Source organism: Microcystis sp. 49638_E5, from assembly GCF_021300285.1.
Classification (GTDB): domain Bacteria; phylum Cyanobacteriota; class Cyanobacteriia; order Cyanobacteriales; family Microcystaceae; genus Microcystis; species Microcystis aeruginosa_C.
The window spans coordinates 1-22,157 of record NZ_JAJTDH010000002.1; the positions used below are offsets into that span (position 1 = coordinate 1).

The window sequence follows — 22,157 nt, forward strand, 5'->3', positions numbered from 1 at the left end:
TTTACCCGGGTAGGAGACCGCCTCTACTTCCGCAACTCCAATTGGAATAATGAGTTTACAATTTACCGTCCCCTTTATACAATTGACCCCGCCACAGGCAATGTTGTCCAGGTTTCTGGTACTCAGTATGTAGAATATCTCACCAATGTCAATGGCACCCTCTATTTCCAAGCCTATAATTCTGCTACTGGAAGCGAACTTTACCGAATCAACAACACCACAGGCAATGCCGTATTAATTGATGTGGTGACAGGGAGTGGTAGTTCATCTCCTCAGAACTTTACTAATGTCAATGGTACAGTCTTTTTTACGGCAAACAACAGTGCCAACGGGACAGAATTATGGAAGCTAGACGCGAGTGGTAATCCAGTTTTAGTTAAAGATATTGGCACTGGAAGTAATAGTTCCAGTCCCACCACGCTCTACGCAGTTGGCAACGTCTTATACTTTACCGCTGATGATGGGGTGAATGGTCGAGAATTATGGCGTAGCGACGGGACAGCACAAGGTACAGTTCCTTTAGAAATCTATATCGGCTCCAGTACCCCAAATGTAAGTAATTTGATTGATCTTGGCGGAGTTCTCTACTTTACCGCTAATAATCCCACTTACGGAACCGAACTCTGGCGCATCAACTCTACCACTGGCAATCCTGAAGTTGTGGATGTTCATTCAGGTGCATCAAGCTCCAGTCCTGCTAACCTAACTAATGTCAATGGCACACTGTATTTTACCGCTACGACTAGCGCAACTGGGACAGAACTTTATCGCATCAATAACACCACAGGAAATCCAGTTCTGATTGATATTAATTCAGCCGGAAGTGGCAGTTCATCGCCGAGTAATTTAACCAATGTCAACGGGATACTTTACTTTACCGCTACGACTAGCGCAACTGGGACAGAACTTTATCGCATTGATAACGCCACCAGCAATCCGGCTTTAATTGATATTGTGTCGGGTAGCAGTAGTTCTTCTCCCTATAACTTGCTCAATGCTAATGGCGTTCTCTATTTCACTGCCTATTATAATAATACAACTGGGTGGGAACTTTGGAAACTTGATCCAACGACCGGCAATCCAGTCTTTTTGAAGGATATTTATGTCGGCAGTAATGGTTCTAACCCCGGCAATTTAACCTACAGCAACGGTAAACTATACTTCACTGCTGATAATTACAGCCAAGGGATAGAGTTGTGGCAAACCGATGGCACCCCAGAAGGTACAGCTTTAGTTAAAGACATTAATGCCACAACCTTGGGTTCTAGTCCTAGCAACTTTATTAAAATTGGAGACATTCTCTATTTCACCGCTAACGATGATGTCAATGGGACCGAACTGTGGCGAGCCAATCCGGCTACTGGCGTTGTTTCTCTACTGGATATTTATCCCGGAAGTAATACTTCCAGCGTCAGCAACCTAACAGATGTCAATGGCACACTGTATTTCACGGCATTTAATGGCACTAATGGGATAGAACTTTATCGCATTGATAACACCACCGGAAATCCAGTTCTGATTGACATTAATTCAGGAAGCGGCAGTTCATCGCCGAGTAATTTAACCAATGTCAACGGCACACTCTACTTCCAAGCTTCTACCCCGACGAGTGGTTCTGAACTGTGGAGAATTGACCCAGCGACGGGAACCCCTAGTGTGGTTGATGTTGTATCCGGCAGTGGCAGTTCAAACCCCTATAACTTGCTCAATGCTAATGGCGTTCTCTATTTCACTGCCTATAACAATACAACTGGGTGGGAACTTTGGAAGGTTGATCCAACGACCGGCAATCCAGTCTTTTTGAAGGATATTTATGTCGGCAGTAATAGTTCTAACCCTGGCAATTTAACCTATAGCAACGGTAAACTATACTTCACTGCTGATAACGGGGTAAATGGCGTAGAGCTTTGGACAGTAAATGTTGACCAGATCACTACCATTGGCGTTGTTCAGAAAACCGGAGATGAGGATCAGGTCATTCCCTTTGCAGCTAATGACTTTGCCAGTGTCTTTAACAGTGGTAGTGGTGTCCCCCTAGCCAAAATCAAGATTATTAACTTACCGAGTAACGGACTTCTCAAGTTAAATAATAGTCCAGTTGCTGTTGACCAAGAAATTGCTGTAGTAAATTTAGGCAATTTAACCTTTACCCCAAACACCAACTACAACGGAATCGCTGGTTTTACTTGGAACGGTTCGGATGGAACCAATTACGCACTTAACCCATCAACCGTAGCTTTAACTATTAACTCAATTAACGATGTTCCCACCGTTGCTAATCCCATTACCGATACCAGTATTTTTAGCAATCGGTCTTCCAATTTCACTATTTCTGCTAATACTTTCCAAGACTCCGATGTTGGCGATTCTTTAACCTACTCAGCCACCTTAGCCGATGGCAGTACCCTTCCCAGTTGGTTAACCTTTAATGATCGCACTTTTAGTGGTAATCCTAGTGCGGCCCAAGCGGGACAATATGATCTAAAAGTTATAGCAACCGATCAGAGTGGTGCTTCCACAAGCGATAGCTTTGTCTTGAGTGTGGTGAATAGCGCTCCGACGAATATCACATTAAATAACAGTACTGTTCCTGAAAACAGCGCTAATAATACTGTTATTGGCCTGCTAAGTGCCTCGGATAACAATACTAACGACACTCATACGTTTACTCTGATTAATAATGCCGGTGGACGATTTGCGATCGTTAATAATCAATTGGTGGTCGCTGATGGTAGCTTATTGGATTACGAAACCAACACCCAACATACAATCCGAGTCAAAGCGACTGACAATACAGGATTATCCTACGAAAACAACCTCACAATCTCTATCTCTAATGTCACAGACGATACTGCTCCCGATTTAATTGTTTCTAATGCTTCCGTACCTGCAACCGGAACAGTCGGTAAGAGTATTGAAGTTTCTTGGACAGTACAAAACCAAGGGACAAGCGCCGCTCCTACGGATTGGTATGATCGCATTTACCTCTCCAACGATGCTATTTTTGATGCTAATGCTGACACTTACATCACCCAAGAATTAATCTCCACCCAAACACCATTAGCCGCCGGTGCAAGTTACAGCATTACTCGCAATATCAACCTCCCCAACTTTGCCACAGGAAACCGTTATTTAATCTTTGTCGCTGATGGTTCGGGAGGTCAAGGAGAAACTAACGAAACTAACAATACTCGTGCTGTCGCCATTAATCTCAATGCTCCCGACTTAATTGTCAGTGAGATTACCGCACCGGTTGAATCGTTGTCTGGACAACCAATTGAGATCAATTGGACTGTCAAAAACCAAGGAGCAGCAACCGCAGAAGGAACTTGGTATGATTATGTGTATTTAGTTAATACGGCGACCAGTGCCACCCAGTATGTCGGAATTTTTGAATATTCAGGTAGCTTGGCTGCTGGAGCCTCCTTAAATCGTACTCAATCCTACGGCGTTCCCCTCAGTTTAACCGGTAACTATCGAGTGGTTGTAACGACCGATTTTTACGGACAACTTGCTGAAGGAACGCAGAACGAATCGAACAATACTACTACAGATGATCGTCCGATTTCCCTACAACTTGCTCCGGTTCCTAATCTACAAGTTACTGGGGTAACTGCACCATCGACGGCTTTTTCCAGTCAAGAAACCGTCGTACAATGGACAGTGAAAAATGTCGGTACTGGTGCCACTAATGCGCCTGTTTGGTATGATCGAGTTTATTTGTCCCTCGATACTACTTATGACAATACTGATACCTATCTAGGAGAAGCAGTTAATCCTAGTTATCTCAACCCGAATGATAGTTATAGCAACAGCTTAACCGTAACCCTACCTCGCGGTATTGATGGCAATTACTATTTCCTCGTACAAGCTGATGTTTATAACTACGTTACCGAAGTTGGTAATGAAGGGGATAATTGGGGTTCTGGTGGGCCGACGGATGTTAATTTAACCCCACCTCCCGATTTACAAGTAACGGCGGTTAATGCGCCTAATGGAGCCTTCTCAGGACAGCCGATGAACCTGAGTTGGACTGTCACTAATGCTGGTACAGGACGCACTTTAGAAACAGCTTGGTATGATCGGGTATTTATGTCGGCGGATGCAACTTTAGATGCAGGCGATCGCAATTTAGGTACTTTTTACCATAGTGGTGCGTTAAATGCCGGTGCAAATTATACCGGTTCAGCAACAGTTAATTTACCCACTGGTGTGGCGGGAAGTTTCTTCTTCTTTGTCCAAAGCGACATCTATAACAACGTTTATGAGCACGTTTTTGAGAATAACAATAGTGGCTACGACACCACAGCAACGAACATTACCCTAACGCCGCCACCAGATTTAGAGTTTGAATCCTTAACAATTCCGAACAATGCTCGTTCTGGTAGCAGTTTAAGCATCAATTATCGAGTCACTAACTTTGGAGCGACAGAAACCCCGAATTATTATTGGACTGATACCTTCTATCTTTCCAGCGATAATCAACTAAATACGGCAACGGACATTAATTTGGGTAGTGTCGGCCAGTATGGCATTCTTTATCCAGGTGATGGTTATGATCGTACCGCTAACTTTGCCTTACCCAATACCTTAACTGGCACCTACTACGTCTTTGGTGTGACAGATAGCGGCGATCAAGTATTTGAATTAAATAATGTTAATAACGTCACTCAAAGCATCAATCAAGTACAAATTGTCTCCCAACCGGCGGATTTAGTCGTTACTAACGCAACTATTCCGACTACGGGAGAAGCTGGTAAGGCGATTTCCGTGCAATGGACAGTGAAAAACCAGGGAACTGGGGATACCATTGTTAACAGTTGGAGCGATCGCCTTGTAGTTTCTAACGATGAGGTTTTAGGAGATGCAGATGATCTGACCCTCGCCAGCTTCACCCGCACCGGACTTTTAGCTCCCAATGGTACCTACAGTCGGACTGAAAGTGTTATTTTACCCTTTACCTTAGAAGGCAATTATCAACTATTTGTCGTCACTGATTCGGCTAATAGCGTTTATGAAGGTAGCAATGAGGGAAATAATGCCTCTAGTGCTTTTCCCCTCACCATCTCTCGTGATACTCCCGATCTACAAGTTACTAGCATTACTCTGCCAAATACCGTGACTCCCGGACAGCCGCTGACCCTCAATTGGACGGTGGCGAATTTGGGGGTAGGACGTACTAATAGCAATTATTGGTACGATCAGGTTTATTTGTCTTTAGATAAAAATGTCAGCGGTGATGACATTAATTTAGGGTCGGTTTATCGTTCAGGAGCCTTAGAGCCATCAGCAAGTTATAGTGCCACGGGTACTTTCTCGCTTCCGGTTAATTTGAACGGCAGTTACTATGTTCTAGTGCAAACTGACCGAGATAATAACGTTATTGAAGGTGCATTTGAGAATAATAACGTTTTAGCCAGCGATAGTACCAGTGGAGGCGGTTCGGGAACTGGAACTCTACCGATTACCCCCGCTCCTTCTGCTGATCTGGCTGTCACTGCCGTGGATGCGCCAGAACAGGGAATTGCCGGACAATCTCTGAGTTTGACTTGGACCGTTGTTAATAATGATGCCAATACGGGTCAAAGTTGGTATGATGCCGTTTATCTATCCCGTGATCAAGTATTCGATCGCAACAGCGATGTTTATTTAGGCTATCGCAACCATACGGGGGGATTAAATGCAGGAGATAGTTATACTGCAACTCAATCTTTTAACATACCGCGAGGCTTAGGGGGACGTTTTTACGCCTTCGTGGTGACGGATGGCGGTAATGCCGTTTATGAACGGTTAGGAGAGATCAATAATGTTAATTATGACGGATTCTCGACGGAAATTATTATTCCTCCACCGTCGGATTTAGTAGTTACTAATATTGCTACTCCTAGCAGTGGCATTCCTGGACAAAATATCAGTATTAACTATACTGTACAGAACCAAGGGACAGATACTGCTTACGGAAGTTGGAAAGATTCCGTTTATCTGTCACAAGATACCCAGTGGGATGTCAGTGATGCTTTAGTAGGACAAGTAAATCATTCAGGAGATATTGCAAGTGGTGCGAGTTATACTGGGGTATTAAATGGGGTTGTCCCGGGGGTTAATTTAGGGAATTTTTACGTTATCGTGCGGAGTGACATCCTCAATCAAGTTTCTGAAGTAAATGAGGGTAATAATGTCGGAGTTTCTAGTAGTAAAATTACCTTAGATGTCGAAGAATTAGGCTTAGAAACGCCAGATACAGGTAATTTAGGACAAGGACAGTCAGTTTATTATCGTTTTGATGCTCAAGTAGGACAAGCGATCCGACTGAGTTTTGATAGCAGCAATAATCAATCCTTTAATGAATTGTATGTCAGTTATGGGAAAATGCCGAGCCGGGGGCAATTTGATCTGACTACTACCCAACCCTTTAACGCCGATCCGGAAATTGTAATTCCCATTGAAAAAACAGGAACTTATTATGTCTTAGCGTATGGGGATCAAGTTAGTGGTTCTCCTAGTTACCAAATTCTCGCTCAAGATATTCCTTTCTCAATTACAAAGGTAAATACTGACACTATTGGTAACTTTGGCGAAGCTACCTTAGAAATTTACGGGGCAAAATTCATTGAAGGTACTACCTTCCAACTGCTCGCTTCCGATGGCAGTGTCATCGAAGCAGAACAAGTGTATCTAGAAAATTCTACCCTTGCTTATGTCACATTTGATCTATTTGATGATCCAATCGGTTTGTATGACCTTAAAGCTAAACATAGCGACGGTAGTAGCGTTATTTTGGCAGATAGTATCACGGTTCAGACAGCTACAGGTTATGACTTAAATTCCAACATCACAGGACCGGAAGAAGTTCGCCCTGGCCGCAATTATATTTTCAATGTTAACTACGGTAACGAAGGTGATACTGATGCGATCGCTCCTCTGTTGATTATTGAAAGTGTTACCAATACCCAAGTAGGAACGACTTTAAAGGGACTAAGTTCCAGTGGTCCACTACATCTATTGGGTGTTAGTAATGAAGGTCCACAGGGAATTTTACGACCTGGAGATCTTAATACACTGCCAATATATTTCAATAGCAGTACCGATCCAGTTAACTTCAGTGTCCGTACTTATTCTGCGGATAATAATACGCCTGTTGATTGGAATAGTTTTGAAGCTTCGATTCGTCCTAGTGGATTGACTGATACTCAGTGGGATAGCTTTATTAGAAATATTGCCTCACAGGTACGAACTTATGGGGAATATGTCCTCTTGCTCAATAAAATGTCTGCTATTGTTTCTCCTGAAAATGAACCGATTTACGATGTTAATGAACTGTTCGGTAAAATTTACCAGCAGAATGCTAATTATTCTCCTTCTGTCTCATTTAAAGGCACACTGACAGACATAAATACAGGAAATTCGATCTCTCAAGGTTTAATTATTCTTGAAAGAATCAATACTAGTAACCCTGTTCGGCGAAGTTTTTTCACTGACGACTTGGGAGATTTTGAATTAACAGGACTCGATGCAGGAAGTTATCAACTCAGAGTGGCTGGTTCCTTGGATGAACCGATTAATATTACGGTAAATTTAAGCGCAACACCCCAAATTCTCAATTTAGAAGTCGATTATGTTCCACCACGAGATTTATTAAGAGATTTACCCCCTTCTCAAGAAAAGCCGGTGTTGACCGTCGCGTCCGATGATAGTCGCCATGTATTAGTAGTACAAAATGGATCAATTGCTTATGCAACCTATGACGAGATTACTGCTCAATGGACAACTCCCATTACAATCCCTCAAGCCCAAGGAAATCGCATACAACTACTAGCAGTAGTTGATCCAGTAGATAGTTCTTCCCCTATTTTAATGGCAGTCTGGGTAGATAATAATGATAACTTTAACTATGCGATCGCTAGAAAAATTGGTGATAGTTATCAATGGGGCAATGGAAACTTAATTCCTAGCTCTGCTCAACCAGCAACCAACCAGTTACCCTTTATGCGTTTACAGGGTCAAGACAATGGAACACCAGCAATTTCTTGGGTAGTTTTTGGAGATAGCGATACAGGCAATCAAGAATATTTAACTACTTGGGATGGAATAACCTGGACAAATATAAGCAAAGCTGATTCAAGTGTTTCATCATTAGAAGTTGAAACGATCACTTTCCAAGAAATTAATATCTTAAATGATTCGAGTCAACCAACTCCCTATCCTCCCGATCAATTAGGAAGTTTAGATTATTATGATTTTCGCTACAAAGATTTTCAACGGCGTAATCCAGGACAAGAACCTCCTGATTACTATAAAGAGTATGGAGAAAAATATGTTTCTCGATTTACAAATGAAACGGCTAAAAAACTAAGTCCTGAAGGTCAAGCGTGGTTAGAAAAAACCCGTGAAAATTTACAACGAGCCATTGAAGATCGTCTAAATGCCGCCCCTGGTGCCTTTGCTGAACTTGAACGAAATACTGATGCTTTTCGAGACTTTGCCTATGAAACTCATCCTGACGCTTATTGGGATGCAGGGCTAAAAGATTTACCAATCAAAGATTTACTCGAAATTGGAAGTACTCCTGACTTCAAGGATCTTTTGACTCCCGAAGGATTGGAGCAAGTAGCTGAAATAGCAGAACGTTATGTCAAAGATAAAGCCCAACAGTTAGAAGATAAGTTGAATGATTTAGTTAACAAAATTGGAGATGGTACTGGCGATATAGTAGAGGGTATAGGTGATATATTGGATGGACTAAACAATATAGCTGATGGGATAGGCGACTTACTAGATGGTAAATTAGAGCCGCCTAACGATTTCAATGATATCGATCAAATACTAGATGGAATTGATGATCTTGTTGATGGTATAGGGGATATAGTCGATGGCATTAGTGATCTCGCAGATGCAGCAGGCGATATAGTGGAGGGGCTAAAGGATCTAGTAGACTCTATAGACGATGCCATAGGCGATATAGGTGATTTTATCGGAGATAAACTCAAAGATGGGATTAGTGATATTGCAGACTGGATTGACAACACAGCAGATGATATCGGGGACACAGTAAATGATCTAATTGACGATTTCAAATGTTATTTATTTGGTGATTGTGACGACGATGATGATAATGATGACGATGATTATGATCCCGATGTAATTCGTCCTCGTGACCCTAACGATATCTTAGGACCCAAAGGTTTCGGCGATGAGCAATGGATTAATACTAATGAACGTTTCGGTTATACCATCCGCTTTGAAAATGCTGCTACTGCTTCTGCACCCGCTCAAGAAGTAGTCATTACTCAACAGTTAGATTCTGATCTTGATTGGCGCACTTTCCGCGTTGATGATTATGGTTGGAGTGGTAACACTTATGAGTTAGCTGGTGATCGCGCTTTCCATCAAGGACGAATTGACTTAACTGAAACTAAGGGTTTCTATGTTGATGTTTTTGTTTCCATTGAGACTACTACAGGAATCGCTACTTGGCGGATTAGTACCGTTGATCCAGAGACGGGAGAAGCACCTTTAGACGCACAAAAAGGATTTTTACCCACTAATGATGAAAATGGAGTCGGGGAAGGTTTTGTTACTTATAGTATTAAAACAAAAAACACTGTACAAACCGCAGATGTAATTGACGCAACTGCGCGGATCGTCTTTGATACGGAAGAACCCATCGATACCCCACCCATTTTCAATACTCTTGATGTCACTAAACCCACCAGTCAAGTTGATACTTTACCAACCACGACGGATAACCCTGAATTTACCGTTAAGTGGACAGGAACAGATATAGGATCAGCTTTGGCGACTTATACTATTTATGTCTCTGATAATGGCGGTAATTATACAGTCTGGCTCAATAATACTGAGTTAACCGAAGCCACTTACACGGGGACAGCCGGACATACCTACTCTTTCTATTCGGTTGCGGTTGATAACACAGGTAATACAGAAGCAGCACCGACGACGGCAGATGCAACCATACAAATCGGTGGCGCAGTTAATCAACCCCCACAAATCTCGGTCAATACAGGCTTAACTCTTAATGAAGGCGCTAATTCTGCTATTTCTAATAGTTTGCTTGCTGTTACAGATCCAGATAATACCTCGGATCAGTTGACTTTTACCATCAGTACGATTCCGACAAATGGAAATTTACAACGCAATGGAGTCACGTTAGCGGTTAATAACACCTTTACCCAAGCTGATATTAATAGTGGCTTACTATCCTACATTCATAATGGCGGAGAAACGACCAGTGATAGCTTTAGCTTTACGGTAGCCGATGGAGCAGGTGGTAATATTAATGTCACAAGTTTTGTCATTACAGTTAACCCAGTAGATGACGCACCAACCGTCCTCAATCCGATTACGGATGTCAATGTGGCTGAAGATGCAGAAAATAGCGTCATTAACTTAAGTAATGTCTTCACTGACATCGACAATGACCCGACTTCAATTGTCAAATCAGTCTTCGCCAATGACAATCCAGGATTAGTCACCGCTACCATCGTTAACAATCAGTTAACCCTCGACTACCAAGACAATCAATCTGGGACAGCTAATCTTACGATTCGTGGGACATCTAACGGTAAAACTGTTGATGATACTTTCATAGTCACAGTTAACCCAGTAGATGACGCACCAACCGTCCTCAATCCGATTACGGATGTCAATGTGGCTGAAGATGCAGAAAATAGCGTCATTAACTTAAGCAATGTCTTCACTGACATCGACAATGACCCGACTTCAATTGTCAAATCAGTCTTCGCCAATGACAATCCAGGATTAGTTACCGCTACCATCGTTAACAATCAGTTAACCCTTGACTATCAAAACAATCAATCTGGGATAGCTAATATTACGATTCGGGGAACATCTAACGGTAAAACTGTTGATGACACTTTCCTAGTCACAGTTAACCCAGTAGATGACGCACCAACTGTCATCAATCCCATTACTGATGTCAATGTTAACGAAGATGCAGCTAATACCGTCATTGATTTAACTAATATCTTCACCGACATCGATAATGACCCGACTTCAATTGTTAAATCAGTATTCGTCAATAACAATCCGGGATTAGTCACCGCTACTATTGTTGACAATCAGTTAACCCTTGACTATCAAAACAATCAATCTGGGACAGCTAATCTTACGATTCGGGGAACATCCAACGGTAAAACTGTTGACAATACTTTCCTAGTCACAGTTAACCCAGTAGATGATGCACCAACTGTCATCAATCCCATTACTGATGTCAATGTTAACGAAGATGCAGCTAATACCGTCATTGATTTAACTAATATCTTCACCGATATTGATAATGAACCGACTTCAATTGTTAAATCAGTATTCGTCAATAACAATCCGGGATTAGTCACTGCTACCATCGTTGACAATCAGTTAACCCTTGACTATCAAAACAATCAATCTGGGATAGCTAATATTACGATTCGGGGAACATCTAACGGTAAAACTGTTGACAATAGCTTCACCATAACAGTTGCATCTGTCAATGATGCACCCACATTGCAACAGGAAATAGCCAATCAAACCGCCACAGAAAATCAACCCTTCAGCTTCACCATTCCCGCCAACACCTTCACAGACATTGACGGCGATAATCTCACCTACACCCTAGCCACAGGAACAGTCCTCCCCAGTGGCATCACCTTTGATAGCGCTACCCGTACCTTCAGTGGCACCCCCTCCGATACTGCTTCAGGTACTTATAACCTGACAGTAATCGCCAGCGACTCAGCCGGAGAAAAAGCCAACGATAGCTTTAGCCTCAACGTCCTCAACGCCGTCAACGGTAGCACCAGCAGTGAAACCGTCAACGGTACTAGCGGCGACGACCACATCAATGCTGGTGCTGGTAACGATAGCGTCAACGGCGGTGAAGGCAACGATATTCTCGATGGTGGTATAGGAAATGACCGACTCGCAGGCGGTCCCGGTGACGACACCTACATTGTCGATAGCAGCCGCGACGTAGCCATTGAAAATGCCGGCCAAGGACAAGACACCATCAAATCCTCTGTAAATTACACTCTCACCGTCAACATCGAAAATATCACCCTAACAGGGAACGCCAACATCGACGGCACAGGTAACAATCTAGATAATGTCATCACCGGTAACAGTGGCAATAACCTACTCAAGGGATTAGATGGCAATGACACTCTCCTCGGTGGCGCAGGTAACGACACCCTGATTGGTGGAAAAGGAAATGACATTCTCACCGGCGGCGATGGCAGCGACTCATTCCTCTTTGGCAGTGGTGCTATCTTTAATAGCAGTGATTTTGGAGTTGATAACATCAGCGACTTTACTAAAGGAAGTGACAAAATTATCCTGAGTAAAACCTCCTTCAATGCTCTTGTTAGTACCGTCGGCAATAGCTTACAAGCCGCCGAATTTGCCACCATCAATGAGGCGGCTAACGAACTAAATCTAGTTGGTTCCAGTAATGCTAAAATCGTTTACAATTTAGCAACAGGTAATCTGTTCTACAATCAAAATGGAGCCACGACAGGATTAGGTAATGGCGCACTTTTTGTCACATTGAATAGTATCCCACAGCTAAATGAGAATGACATTTTAATTCAAGCTTAAGTAAACAGCCAGCGAAACATCCCATCTCACAATTAACCATATATCAGGAAAATTACTCATGTTTAAACTCCCAACTTTAACCTTAATTACTGTTGCTGGTTTGTTAGTGGCGACGGCTGAAACTTCCCCCGCCGCCGTTGTCAATGGAAGTTTTGAAACTGGTAATTTTTCTGACTGGAATACCAGTGGACAAGCGAGCGTTGAAACTTCAAGTTTTCAGGTTACACCAGTTAACGGAAGTTATCAAGCCGTGTTACAAACTTGTTTTTTTACTGGTGCTTGTGATGACAGTCAATCCTTGACTAATGCTAATGATTTAGAATCATTTCTCGGCTTATCGGGTAATCAGTTAAGCAATCTATCGGTTGTTGAAGGCTCGGCTATTAAACAGACTATTACTGCTAATGCTGGCGATGTTTTCAGCTTTTCTTGGAATTTTCTGACTGATGAAGATGCCGCTAATGTAGATTACAACGATTTCGCTTTTTTTACCCTTAATAACAATTTATATCGTTTGGCGGATATTCAATCTAGTTTTCCAGTCAGTCCCTCTTTTTCCCATTTAAAGAAAGAAACAGGTTATCAAACCTACACGATACCAATATCGGTGACTGGAAATTATATTTTAGGGTTTGGGGTAGTTGATGTGGATAAGACAGGGGGAGGAGATAACACTATCAATTCAGCTTTATTAGTTGATAATATTAAACTAACTAATAATTCTGATATCGCCAAAGTTCCCGAACCTGATACTATTTTCGGACTATTATTAACTCTAGGATTAGCCAGCAAGTGCAAGCGCAAGAATTGTTAACATCACCCGCTATCAAGAAAAAGGGTTTCTTAAAGAAACCCTTTTTCTGCGTCAGTATATCACAAAAATTGCTTCGGTGCTTCAAGATAACTGATAACTGAAGTGTCCTATTCTTACGGTTAGGTAAAAGTCAACTATGAGTGCTAAATTTTGCATATTAATTCCCTCAAAAATCTTGCGAATTGAAAAGCATTTTAGGCAAAAGCTAGATTCGTGGCTGGCTGAAGCTGAGGCGGCAAATCTTTCTAATTGCGGTTTGTCTAATTATGCTCTATATAGCTTGTCAGAATTTGAGAAACGTCCAGATGTTAATTTGAATTTGCCAGATAATATCGGCGATCGCTATCATGTAATAGATTGGGGATTTTATTTTATGTCTGATGCTATCCTGAGAGATTTTTTATCTTGGCTGGCACAAATATATGTTTATGGAGAAGTGGGAGTATTGAAATATTGGTCTGATGAACTTAGACGGTTTCCCCCAATTAAAATTAGTAAGATTCAGCAGTATATTTCTCATTTTTCTATGAAGAATTTACCGCTAGATGAACTCTGTTTTTTTTTATTAGGAGAAATCAATGAAACTAGCTAACTTATTTCCTTTAAGCAAGGAACAAAGACAGACACTCATTCGTAATTATCAAATTCTCCGACAAGAAGTCGATAAGATTGGTAAAGAGTATGAACAAAAATCTTATGAAGAACTGTTCAGCAAAAATGAACCAACAATTTTAACGGTAACAACGGATGCGGGTTTCAAACTAACCTTCGTTGCGGAAGCTTACCATTTACAAAAAAATGGGACAATCTGCTTTTGTATTGATGCTGATGGTTTACCAACCCTATTTTGCATCAAGCCATCCTACAATTTCTACAAACGTTCTGATGACTCGGTGTATTACTAAATTAATCCTTTTCTTTCCCAGATGAACAGCTTATATTATATCTGGTTAAATAACCGTGATATTGTCAAGGCGCAATCCTAGCACCCTTTACATCTGCCATGCTTCCCACAGCAGCCAATTGATTTATTCAGCAAACCCTAATTAGGGCTTGCGGCCAAAAGTAGGCGCGAAGCATTCGGATAGAAAATCTCTGGTTTCACCGATAGGTTATTGCCCGAATTCATCGCCCCTACAGGACGCGGGCCGATGAAGACGCAAGGTTTTGAAGCACGATTCTCTCAAAATCTTGCACCTGTGGGAGCGAGAAAAGCCACAAAACCTCTACCTTGCCTACATTTCACATTTATTCAGCAAACCCTAATTATGGATGCTTTTGCCGATAACCTGTACTGCACTGAAACTGATTAGGGGAAATTTTATTACAAATGCTCAAGCTTGTTCTTTTGCAACTCTAGCGCTTGCCACCCTCCCATACTTTTTAAACAGGATTTCGTCTGACTGCTGATTCCTGATTCCTGATGGCTGTTCCCTGAATCATCCCGCAGTTTTATATTTTCTTTAGACATGGACTGTCCTAAAACCTGCTCAGAGCGGCCAAAAGTCAGAAAATAGAAATAAAGGTGCGATTGGAGAATTCGAGTAGCGATCGCACCCGTCAGCCGCCATTGGAGAAAGATAAAGTTATGGCAGATAACTACAGAAGTCGCATTGTTACTCAAGGTACCCAACGCAGTCCTAATCGGGCTATGTTAAGAGCGGTAGGTTTTGGGGATGAGGACTTTAGCAAACCCATCATCGGCATCGCTAACGGATTTAGCACCATTACCCCCTGTAACATGGGAATTAATGATTTAGCAATGCGTGCCGAAGCAGGAACCAGATTAGCGGGGGGAATGCCGCAACTTTTCGGGACTATCACCATTAGTGACGGGATTTCCATGGGAACAGAAGGAATGAAATATTCTCTCGTTTCTAGGGAAGTAATCGCCGATTCCATTGAAACCGTCTGTAATGGTCAAAGTCTCGATGGAGTCCTCGCTATCGGGGGTTGTGACAAAAATATGCCGGGGGCAATGATTGCCATGGCCCGGATGAATATTCCCGCTATTTTCGTCTATGGTGGCACGATTAAACCGGGGCGCTACAAAGATTGCGATTTAACCGTGGTCAGTTCCTTTGAAGCCGTGGGACAGTACAGCGCCGGTAAAATCAGTGAAGAAGACCTCATCGGAATTGAACGCAACGCTTGCCCCGGTGCTGGTTCCTGTGGTGGAATGTTTACTGCTAATACCATGTCTTCCATTTTTGAAACCATGGGGATGAGTTTACCCTATACCTCAACCATGGCCGCCGAAGATGCGGAAAAAGCCGATAGTACCGAAGAATCGGCCAAGGTTTTGGTCGAGGCGGTTAGAAAACAGATTCTCCCTAGCCAAATTTTGACCCGTAAAGCCTTTGAAAACGCCATTTCGGTAATTATGGCGGTGGGGGGTTCCACTAACGCTGTGCTGCACCTTTTAGCCATTTCCCGCACCATCGGGGTAGAATTATCGATCGATGATTTTGAAACCATCCGCCAGCGTGTACCGGTTATCTGCGATCTTAAACCCTCCGGGCGTTACGTTACCGTAGATCTGCATAAAGCCGGCGGTATTCCCCAAGTGATGAAAATTCTCCTGGTTAATGGTTTACTCCACGGGGATGCCCTCACCATTAGCGGTCAGACTATCGCCGAGATTTTAGCCGATATTCCCGACCAACCGCCCTCAGGCCAAGACGTTATCCGTCCTTTTAGCAATCCTGTCTATAAAGAGGGTCATTTAGCCATTTTAAAAGGAAATCTGGCCACAGAGGGGGCCGTGGCCAAAATTAGCGGCGTGAAAACTCCGGTCATCACTGGGCCTGCGCGGGTGTTTGAGTCGGAAGAAACCTGTTTAGAGGCAATTTTAGCCGGAAAAATTAAAGCCGGGGATGTGGTGGTTGTCCGTTACGAGGGACCAGTAGGCGGACCGGGTATGCGGGAAATGTTAGCCCCCACTTCGGCAATTATCGGCGCCGGTTTAGGGGATTCCGTGGGATTAATTACCGATGGTCGTTTTTCTGGGGGAACCTATGGCATGGTGGTCGGTCACGTCGCTCCAGAAGCAGCGGTGGGTGGTACAATTGCCCTAGTAGAGGAAGGAGATCAAATCACTATTGATGCTCGTCAACGTCTCTTGAGTTTAAATGTATCGGAAGAAGAATTAGTCCGTCGTCGTAACCATTGGCAACCGCGCCCCCCACGCTATAAAACGGGAATTCTCGGCAAATACGCCAAGTTAGTCTCCTCTAGCAGTCTCGGCGCTTTAACGGATCTGAATCTGTTCTAAAAGTATAACGGGGAATGGCGATCAATTGCGATCGCCATTTCCCCCACTGCCCACCGAACACCCCCACTGATAACTGATAACTGATAAGACTGACGGCTCTAATTAGGGTTTGCGGCAAAAAGTAGGGGCGAAGCATTCGGATAGAAAATCTACGGTTTCACCGATAGGTTATTGCCCGAATGCTTCGCCCCTACAGGACGCGGGCCGATGAAGACACAAGGTTTTGAAGCATGATTCTCTCAAAATCTGGCACCTGTTTCGCTCGTAAAGCCACAAAACCCTTACCTTGCCTACATTTCACATTTATTCAGCCAGCCCTAATTAATGCTCATTCTTAATTCTCCTGCCTCCTGACGACCGACTCCTGACTCCGTTAAAGATTAATAACTATGACCTATCTACTCACTGTCTATCGAGCGCTCGAATGCCGTCCAGATACCTATCGGGACTGGTATGACCAAGGCAATATTTTAAAAGAAAGAATGGACTATTTTGGAGCCTTAATCAGCTACGAAAAAGCCTTAGAATATTATCCAGATGATTATTGGGCATGGTACAAAAGGGGTATGATACTAGAAGACTTGGGAATGTATGAAGAAGCGGCTCAAAGTTATGCTAACGCCGCACAGGTAAAGGATGATAACTATTGGGCTTGGTACGATCAAGGTTGTGTTTATCTACAGGAATTAAAGGACTACGAAAAAGCGATCGCTTGTTTTCAACGGGCCCTAAGTCATAGTCCGGGGGACTATTGGGCAGCCTACCGGCAAGGGGAGGCCTATCGATTGCTGAAAAATTACGAACGCGCTATCACTTCCTACGATCTGGCCTTGGGGGTGCGACCCCGGGATTATTGGGCCTGGTATCGTCGCGGCGACGCTTTCCGGGATTGGGGCAATCCCCAAGAGGCTTTATTTAATTATCGTACCGCCCTCGATATCCGACCGCAAGATTACTGGTCCTGGTATCAACAGGGTGTGATCTTACAAGCATTACAGCGCCTGCCAGAAGCGATCGCCTGTTATGAAGAATCGTTAAAAATCGATCAAGATGATCGCTATGCGTGGTATAATTCCGCCTGCTGTTATGCCGCCCTCGGTCAACAAGAAAAAGCGATCGACTGTTTACGCGAAGCCATGGACATAGAACCGGATATATGTGGCGAATTAGTGCGTAATAACTTTGTTTTCGATGGTTTAAGGCAAAATGAAACCTTTAATGACCTCTTGAGTTGCTATTCCCCCAGCTAAAGTCTTTTTGCATCACCTAGGGTTTGCTGAAAGGGTTTTTCGTGGGGTGTGGGGTTTTAGGCATTTTCAGGGAAAAAGTGCCTAAATTTTCCCCTCTATTGCTCAAACGGCTGGCACTTTTTTGATGGCAAAAAAGCCTAAAGATATTAGCCAACAAGGTTTTTAGATTTATTTAGCCAGTCTGGATTAGCTACAATTGCAATTAGAGAAAAATTATTGAGAATCTTATGCGAGAACTAGACAGAGACAAAACCATCGAACAACTAAACGAAATCATGGAATTTGAACTAGCGGGAGTTGTCCGTTACACCCACTATTCCCTGATGGTGACAGGTCCCCATCGCATCCCCATCGTCCAATTTTTCCAGACTCAGGCCACGGAATCCCTCACCCACGCGCAACAAGTTGGGGAAATTCTCACCGGTTTAGAAGGTCATCCTAGCTTAAAAATTGCCCCCATCGAAGAAAGCTATGAACATAATATCAAAGCAATCTTGAGTGAGAGCCTCAATCATGAGAAAAAATCCCTTGATTTGTACAAAGCACTCCTAGAAACCGTTGAAGATGCCAGTATTTACCTAGAAGAATTCGCTCGCGGTATGATTGGACAAGAAGAATTACACAATCTGGAAATTCGCAAGATGCTGCGGGATTTTGCTTGAGCTAGGATCAAACCTAGAGTTTATCGACTAGCTTATGAATCTTAGTTCCGCTTTACCCACTTTTATTATCACTCTCCGGGAAGGTTTCGAGGCCGCTTTAGTGGTGGGAATTGTCCTCGCTTGTTTACAAAAATCGGGTCGATCGCAACTTAACTCATGGGTGTATCGTGGTATTGGTGCGGGAGTGGTGGCTAGTGTTTTGGTCGGTATTTTGCTAGGGGGAATCCTTTTTCAAGTGGATGCCTCTCCTAGTCCATTTGTACCAATGATTAAGGAATTGCTGGCCGCCACTTTTGGACTGATTGCCGTCTTGATGTTGAGTTGGATGTTAATTTGGATGACTCAACAGGCCAAATCTTTGAAATCTGAGGTAGAAAGTGCGGTAAAAGCGGGTTTAAAATCGGAAAATGGGGCAGGAAAAGCGATTTTTCTGCTCGTTTTTATCGCTGTCTTGCGAGAGGGATTTGAAACTGTTCTCTTTATCCTGGCCCAATTCCAAAAAGATTGGCAGATACAAACCTTCGGTGCGATAGCGGGGTTAAGTGTCGCAACCTTGTTGGGAACTCTCCTCTTTGCGGGGGGAGTAAAAATTAATATCCGTCTCTTTTTCCAAATTATGGGGACTTTCCTCCTCTTAATCGTTGCCGGATTACTCATCGGTATTTTGAAACATATCGACGCAGGAATCAGTCTTTTAAGTGAAATTGACCCTTTTTATCGCAATTTCTGTCCTTCTCTCCCCTCCTCCTGTCTTCTCGGTTTTCAAGTTTGGGACGGTTCCCAAATTTTGAGCGATCGCACTTTCCCCGGACTCCTCCTTAAATCCCTGTTTGGTTATCGTCAAAACCTCTATATCAGTCAAATTGTTGCTTATATCCTCTTTTTACTGCTTATCGGTGGCCTCTATTTCCAAAGCTTACGACAACGTCCTCAAACAGTGACCAGTAAACAGTAAACAGTAATCAGTAAACAGTAAACAGTGACCAGTAAACAGCGAAAAGATGGCAAGAAACTGCTATTTAATAATGCTCACTTAAAAACTCACATCTGATAACTGTTAACTTACCCACTGATAACTTACCCACTGATAACTGATAACTTACCCACTGATAACTGATAACTGATAACTGATAACTGATTATGACTACTTGGCAATGTGACGGTATCCCTAAAGATGGTAAAACTTATCCGCAAGCGATTGCGGGAGGTCATGAACCCTGCGACAATACTACTCCTGATTGTCCTATCTGTGGCCTGCCTAGGGAAGCGATGGATCCCGTAACAACCACGGTTAAAACCACGGTGGTGGTGTCCCCGGGGGGTACCACTAGAGTCGGCCAAAAATCTAACTGGTTACTTCCCTTCGCTTTGATAATTACCGCTTTAACCGCAGGTTTAGGGGGTTGGAGTCTATTGCAAATGCTGATTCCCAAACCCGATACTTCCCAAGTTACACCAGAAGAAACCCCAGACAAGCAACCCAAGGCAACTTTTGTGAGTAATACGGCTAAAAATCCCGATTTATTTAGCCAAGGTGAGAAAATACTGCTTAATTCCACTCCTAACAAAGAAAAAGGCGCAGCGGCCTTTAAAAAGGAAGATTGGTCAAATGCGATCGCATCTTACCAACTGGCGGCCACTCCCCAAGCAAACGATCCGGAGGGCAAAATCTATTACAATAACGCCAAAGCTAGACAAAAAGGTAATCAAAAGACTATAGCCGTTGTTGTCCCCATCGCTAACGACCCCAACAGCGCCAAGGAAATTCTCCGAGGTGTGGCAAGGTATCAAGAGGAGTTTAATAATTCTAATTCTGGTAATCCTTTGGAAATAGTCATCGCTAATGATGGCGGTGGGTTACAATCAAAGGCGATAGCCGATGATCTGATTCAATCCGGTCAAGTTTTGGCAGTTATCGGCCACGGAATCGATCCTTTTAGTCAAAAAGCGATTGAAAGTTACCAAAAAGAAGGATTAGCGATTCTTTCTCCCCTGACTACCAGTGTTAGTCAAACGGGAAATGCAACCCTGAAAACCATTCCCCTTAAGGATAAGTCTCAGGAAGTTTTCGGTAGTTATCTGGAAGCAGTGGCCAAAACTTTGGCTAATTATGCTAGTAAGCAAGAGAATTCTCCCTCAGTGGTTCTTTTTTATAATTCCGATAGTCCCTATAGTCAAAAATTAAAGGATTCCTTTGCTAAAGCGATAAAAGAACCGGGAGGCAAGATAGTTAAGGAAATAGACACCACCAAAGCCAATTTTAACGCTAAAACCGCCATAGATCAGGCAAGACAAGCTGGCGCTAGGGTGGTATTTTTGGCCTTGAGTAAAGACGGCGATCGCATAGATCAAGCCGTGGCTATTGCCCAAGAATCGTCTGGAATGCTCTTATTAGGCGGAAATGAACTTTATACACCCGATATCCTTATTCAAGGAGCGGATAGCATCGACGGATTAGTTCTAGCAGTACCTTGGAGTTTCCAAGCAACGGATCCTTTTGCCAAAGATGCGCTGAAAAGTTGGCGCGGTCGCGTCAGTTGGCGTACTGCTACCGCCTACGATACCATGAAAGTATTAGGGGAAGCGATCGCTAAAAGTTCTGACCGTGCTACTGTAGTCGAAACTTTAAATCGAGGAATCACCTTGCAGGGAAGCACCACGGATTTTAACATTTTTAACCAAGTTCCCTTGGTGCGTGCTAATCGCGGCAATGAGGGGCCAAAGGGTTCTCAATATCAATTCGATCCTATCTAAAATAGATAATGTGATGTCGAGGAGTAGAATCAAGTCTAATTTTATGAACAATATCTTACCCATCCTAGCTTTGTTAATGTCGGTGTCGGGAATTGCCGTATCTTTGGGACGGGAGGAAGTCCGATGTCGTCTCGGTTTAGAATCGGCAGCCTGTCCCCGGGAAGAAGAAAAAACCAGCGAAGACACCCCCGCAACTACCCCCGCAACTACCCCAGAATCTCCCCGGATAGAAACAACTCCCACGGAAACTACCCGTAATATCGAAGCTTCCCCCGAAGTTTCCCCGTCTCCTGAAAGCGAAACTCCAGTGGAATTCACTCCCATCCCGGAAAATAATCCCAGTCCAGAAGTACCCCCCGAAAATCCCCCCACCTCAGAAACCAAAGCGGTGGAAAAAACTCCAGATGCAGAAAAAAGTCCGGATGTCAATCCATCTAAAGATGGAGAAACTGAAAGTATTCCGTTAGAAGTTATTCCCCCCGCACAGTAAAATCCGACAAAATCAATTGCTGCCGGGGTAGGGTTGATTCATGAATCAACCCTACAGACTCCAGACAGTAAAATCCGACAAAATCAATTTCTGGCTGAGGATAGGCACTCATGCAAGAAGTAGTTAGATATGTGTGATTAATTGTATAGTCATTTCAATTAAGATTGAGAATATCAATGCTAGAGTTAATAAGGGTTTAACTGGTCTAGAGTGTATCAGACTTATCTGAAATGACTATATCTAGCTACTTAATTTTTCTCCAGCTATTGCTGATTAGGTAAAAACTATTTACTTTTAGTCA

12 protein-coding genes are annotated in these 22,157 nt (G+C 43.1%); 11 read left to right on the plus strand and 1 reads right to left on the minus strand.

Translation table 11 applies throughout. The features are described 5' to 3' along the window. Positions 1-243 precede the first annotated feature (243 nt). The 5 genes from LW728_RS00485 (at position 244) to LW728_RS00505 (ending at position 14,739) form a co-directional block, all read left to right on the plus strand. A complete protein-coding gene (locus LW728_RS00485; RefSeq protein ID WP_288105921.1) occupies positions 244-12,612 on the plus strand; it encodes a CARDB domain-containing protein in 12,369 nt (4,122 codons plus the stop codon). Between the two features lie 58 nt (positions 12,613-12,670). Further along, a complete protein-coding gene (locus LW728_RS00490; protein ID WP_287764637.1) occupies positions 12,671-13,426 on the plus strand; it encodes a PEP-CTERM sorting domain-containing protein in 756 nt (251 codons plus the stop codon). A 136-nt stretch (positions 13,427-13,562) separates the two neighbouring features. Then, entirely contained in the window at positions 13,563-14,018 is a 456-nt protein-coding gene (locus LW728_RS00495; protein WP_002802289.1) for a hypothetical protein, read from the plus strand. After that, entirely contained in the window at positions 14,005-14,331 is a 327-nt protein-coding gene (locus LW728_RS00500) for a hypothetical protein (protein ID WP_194018312.1), read from the plus strand. Before LW728_RS00495 ends, LW728_RS00500 begins: the two co-directional genes overlap by 14 nt. A gap of 246 nt (positions 14,332-14,577) precedes the next feature. Continuing rightward, complete coding sequence (locus LW728_RS00505; RefSeq protein ID WP_216628728.1) at positions 14,578-14,739, plus strand: hypothetical protein; 162 nt, start codon at positions 14,578-14,580, stop codon at positions 14,737-14,739. 11 nt (positions 14,740-14,750) lie between these two features. Here LW728_RS00505 and LW728_RS00510 read toward each other — a convergent pair whose 3' ends face one another. After that, entirely contained in the window at positions 14,751-15,050 is a 300-nt protein-coding gene (locus LW728_RS00510; protein ID WP_287764639.1) for a hypothetical protein, read from the minus strand. On the opposite strand from LW728_RS00510, the gene ilvD reads away from it, so the two are divergent. The 6 genes from ilvD to LW728_RS00540 all read left to right on the plus strand — a co-directional run bounded on the left by ilvD (position 15,015) and on the right by LW728_RS00540 (position 21,856). Next, on the plus strand, positions 15,015-16,700 hold the full coding sequence (ilvD, locus tag LW728_RS00515; protein ID WP_287764641.1) for a dihydroxy-acid dehydratase: 1,686 nt from the start codon (positions 15,015-15,017) through the stop codon (positions 16,698-16,700). The two genes, LW728_RS00510 and ilvD, sit on opposite strands and share 36 nt — an antisense overlap. A 389-nt stretch (positions 16,701-17,089) precedes the next feature. After that, positions 17,090-17,950 carry a tetratricopeptide repeat protein gene (locus LW728_RS00520; RefSeq protein ID WP_287666287.1) on the plus strand — a complete coding sequence of 287 codons (861 nt, stop codon included), beginning with the start codon at positions 17,090-17,092 and terminating at the stop codon, positions 17,948-17,950. 227 nt (positions 17,951-18,177) lie between these two features. Then, entirely contained in the window at positions 18,178-18,612 is a 435-nt protein-coding gene (locus LW728_RS00525) for a ferritin-like domain-containing protein (protein WP_002731529.1), read from the plus strand. 34 nt (positions 18,613-18,646) lie between these two features. Then, entirely contained in the window at positions 18,647-19,567 is a 921-nt protein-coding gene (locus LW728_RS00530) for an FTR1 family iron permease (RefSeq protein ID WP_287666284.1), read from the plus strand. Between the two features lie 185 nt (positions 19,568-19,752). After that, positions 19,753-21,366, plus strand: coding sequence for an ABC transporter substrate-binding protein (locus tag LW728_RS00535; protein WP_004268349.1), 1,614 nt, complete (start codon positions 19,753-19,755; stop codon positions 21,364-21,366). A gap of 43 nt (positions 21,367-21,409) precedes the next feature. Next, entirely contained in the window at positions 21,410-21,856 is a 447-nt protein-coding gene (locus tag LW728_RS00540) for a hypothetical protein (RefSeq protein ID WP_004268347.1), read from the plus strand. Positions 21,857-22,157 lie beyond the last annotated feature (301 nt).

Excerpts from the sequence above, each read along its gene's own strand:
- LW728_RS00495 (WP_002802289.1), top strand. The coding sequence starts at position 13,563 with ATGAGTGCTAAATTTTGCATATTAATTCCCTCAAAAATCTTGCGAATT.
- LW728_RS00535 (WP_004268349.1), top strand. The coding sequence starts at position 19,753 with ATGACTACTTGGCAATGTGACGGTATCCCTAAAGATGGTAAAACTTAT.
- LW728_RS00505 (WP_216628728.1), top strand. The coding sequence starts at position 14,578 with ATGAAGACGCAAGGTTTTGAAGCACGATTCTCTCAAAATCTTGCACCT.
- LW728_RS00540 (WP_004268347.1), top strand. The coding sequence starts at position 21,410 with ATGAACAATATCTTACCCATCCTAGCTTTGTTAATGTCGGTGTCGGGA.
- LW728_RS00490 (WP_287764637.1), top strand. The coding sequence starts at position 12,671 with ATGTTTAAACTCCCAACTTTAACCTTAATTACTGTTGCTGGTTTGTTA.
- LW728_RS00520 (WP_287666287.1), top strand. The coding sequence starts at position 17,090 with ATGACCTATCTACTCACTGTCTATCGAGCGCTCGAATGCCGTCCAGAT.
- LW728_RS00530 (WP_287666284.1), top strand. The coding sequence starts at position 18,647 with ATGAATCTTAGTTCCGCTTTACCCACTTTTATTATCACTCTCCGGGAA.
- LW728_RS00500 (WP_194018312.1), top strand. The coding sequence starts at position 14,005 with ATGAAACTAGCTAACTTATTTCCTTTAAGCAAGGAACAAAGACAGACA.
- LW728_RS00525 (WP_002731529.1), top strand. The coding sequence starts at position 18,178 with ATGCGAGAACTAGACAGAGACAAAACCATCGAACAACTAAACGAAATC.
- ilvD (WP_287764641.1), top strand. The coding sequence starts at position 15,015 with ATGGCAGATAACTACAGAAGTCGCATTGTTACTCAAGGTACCCAACGC.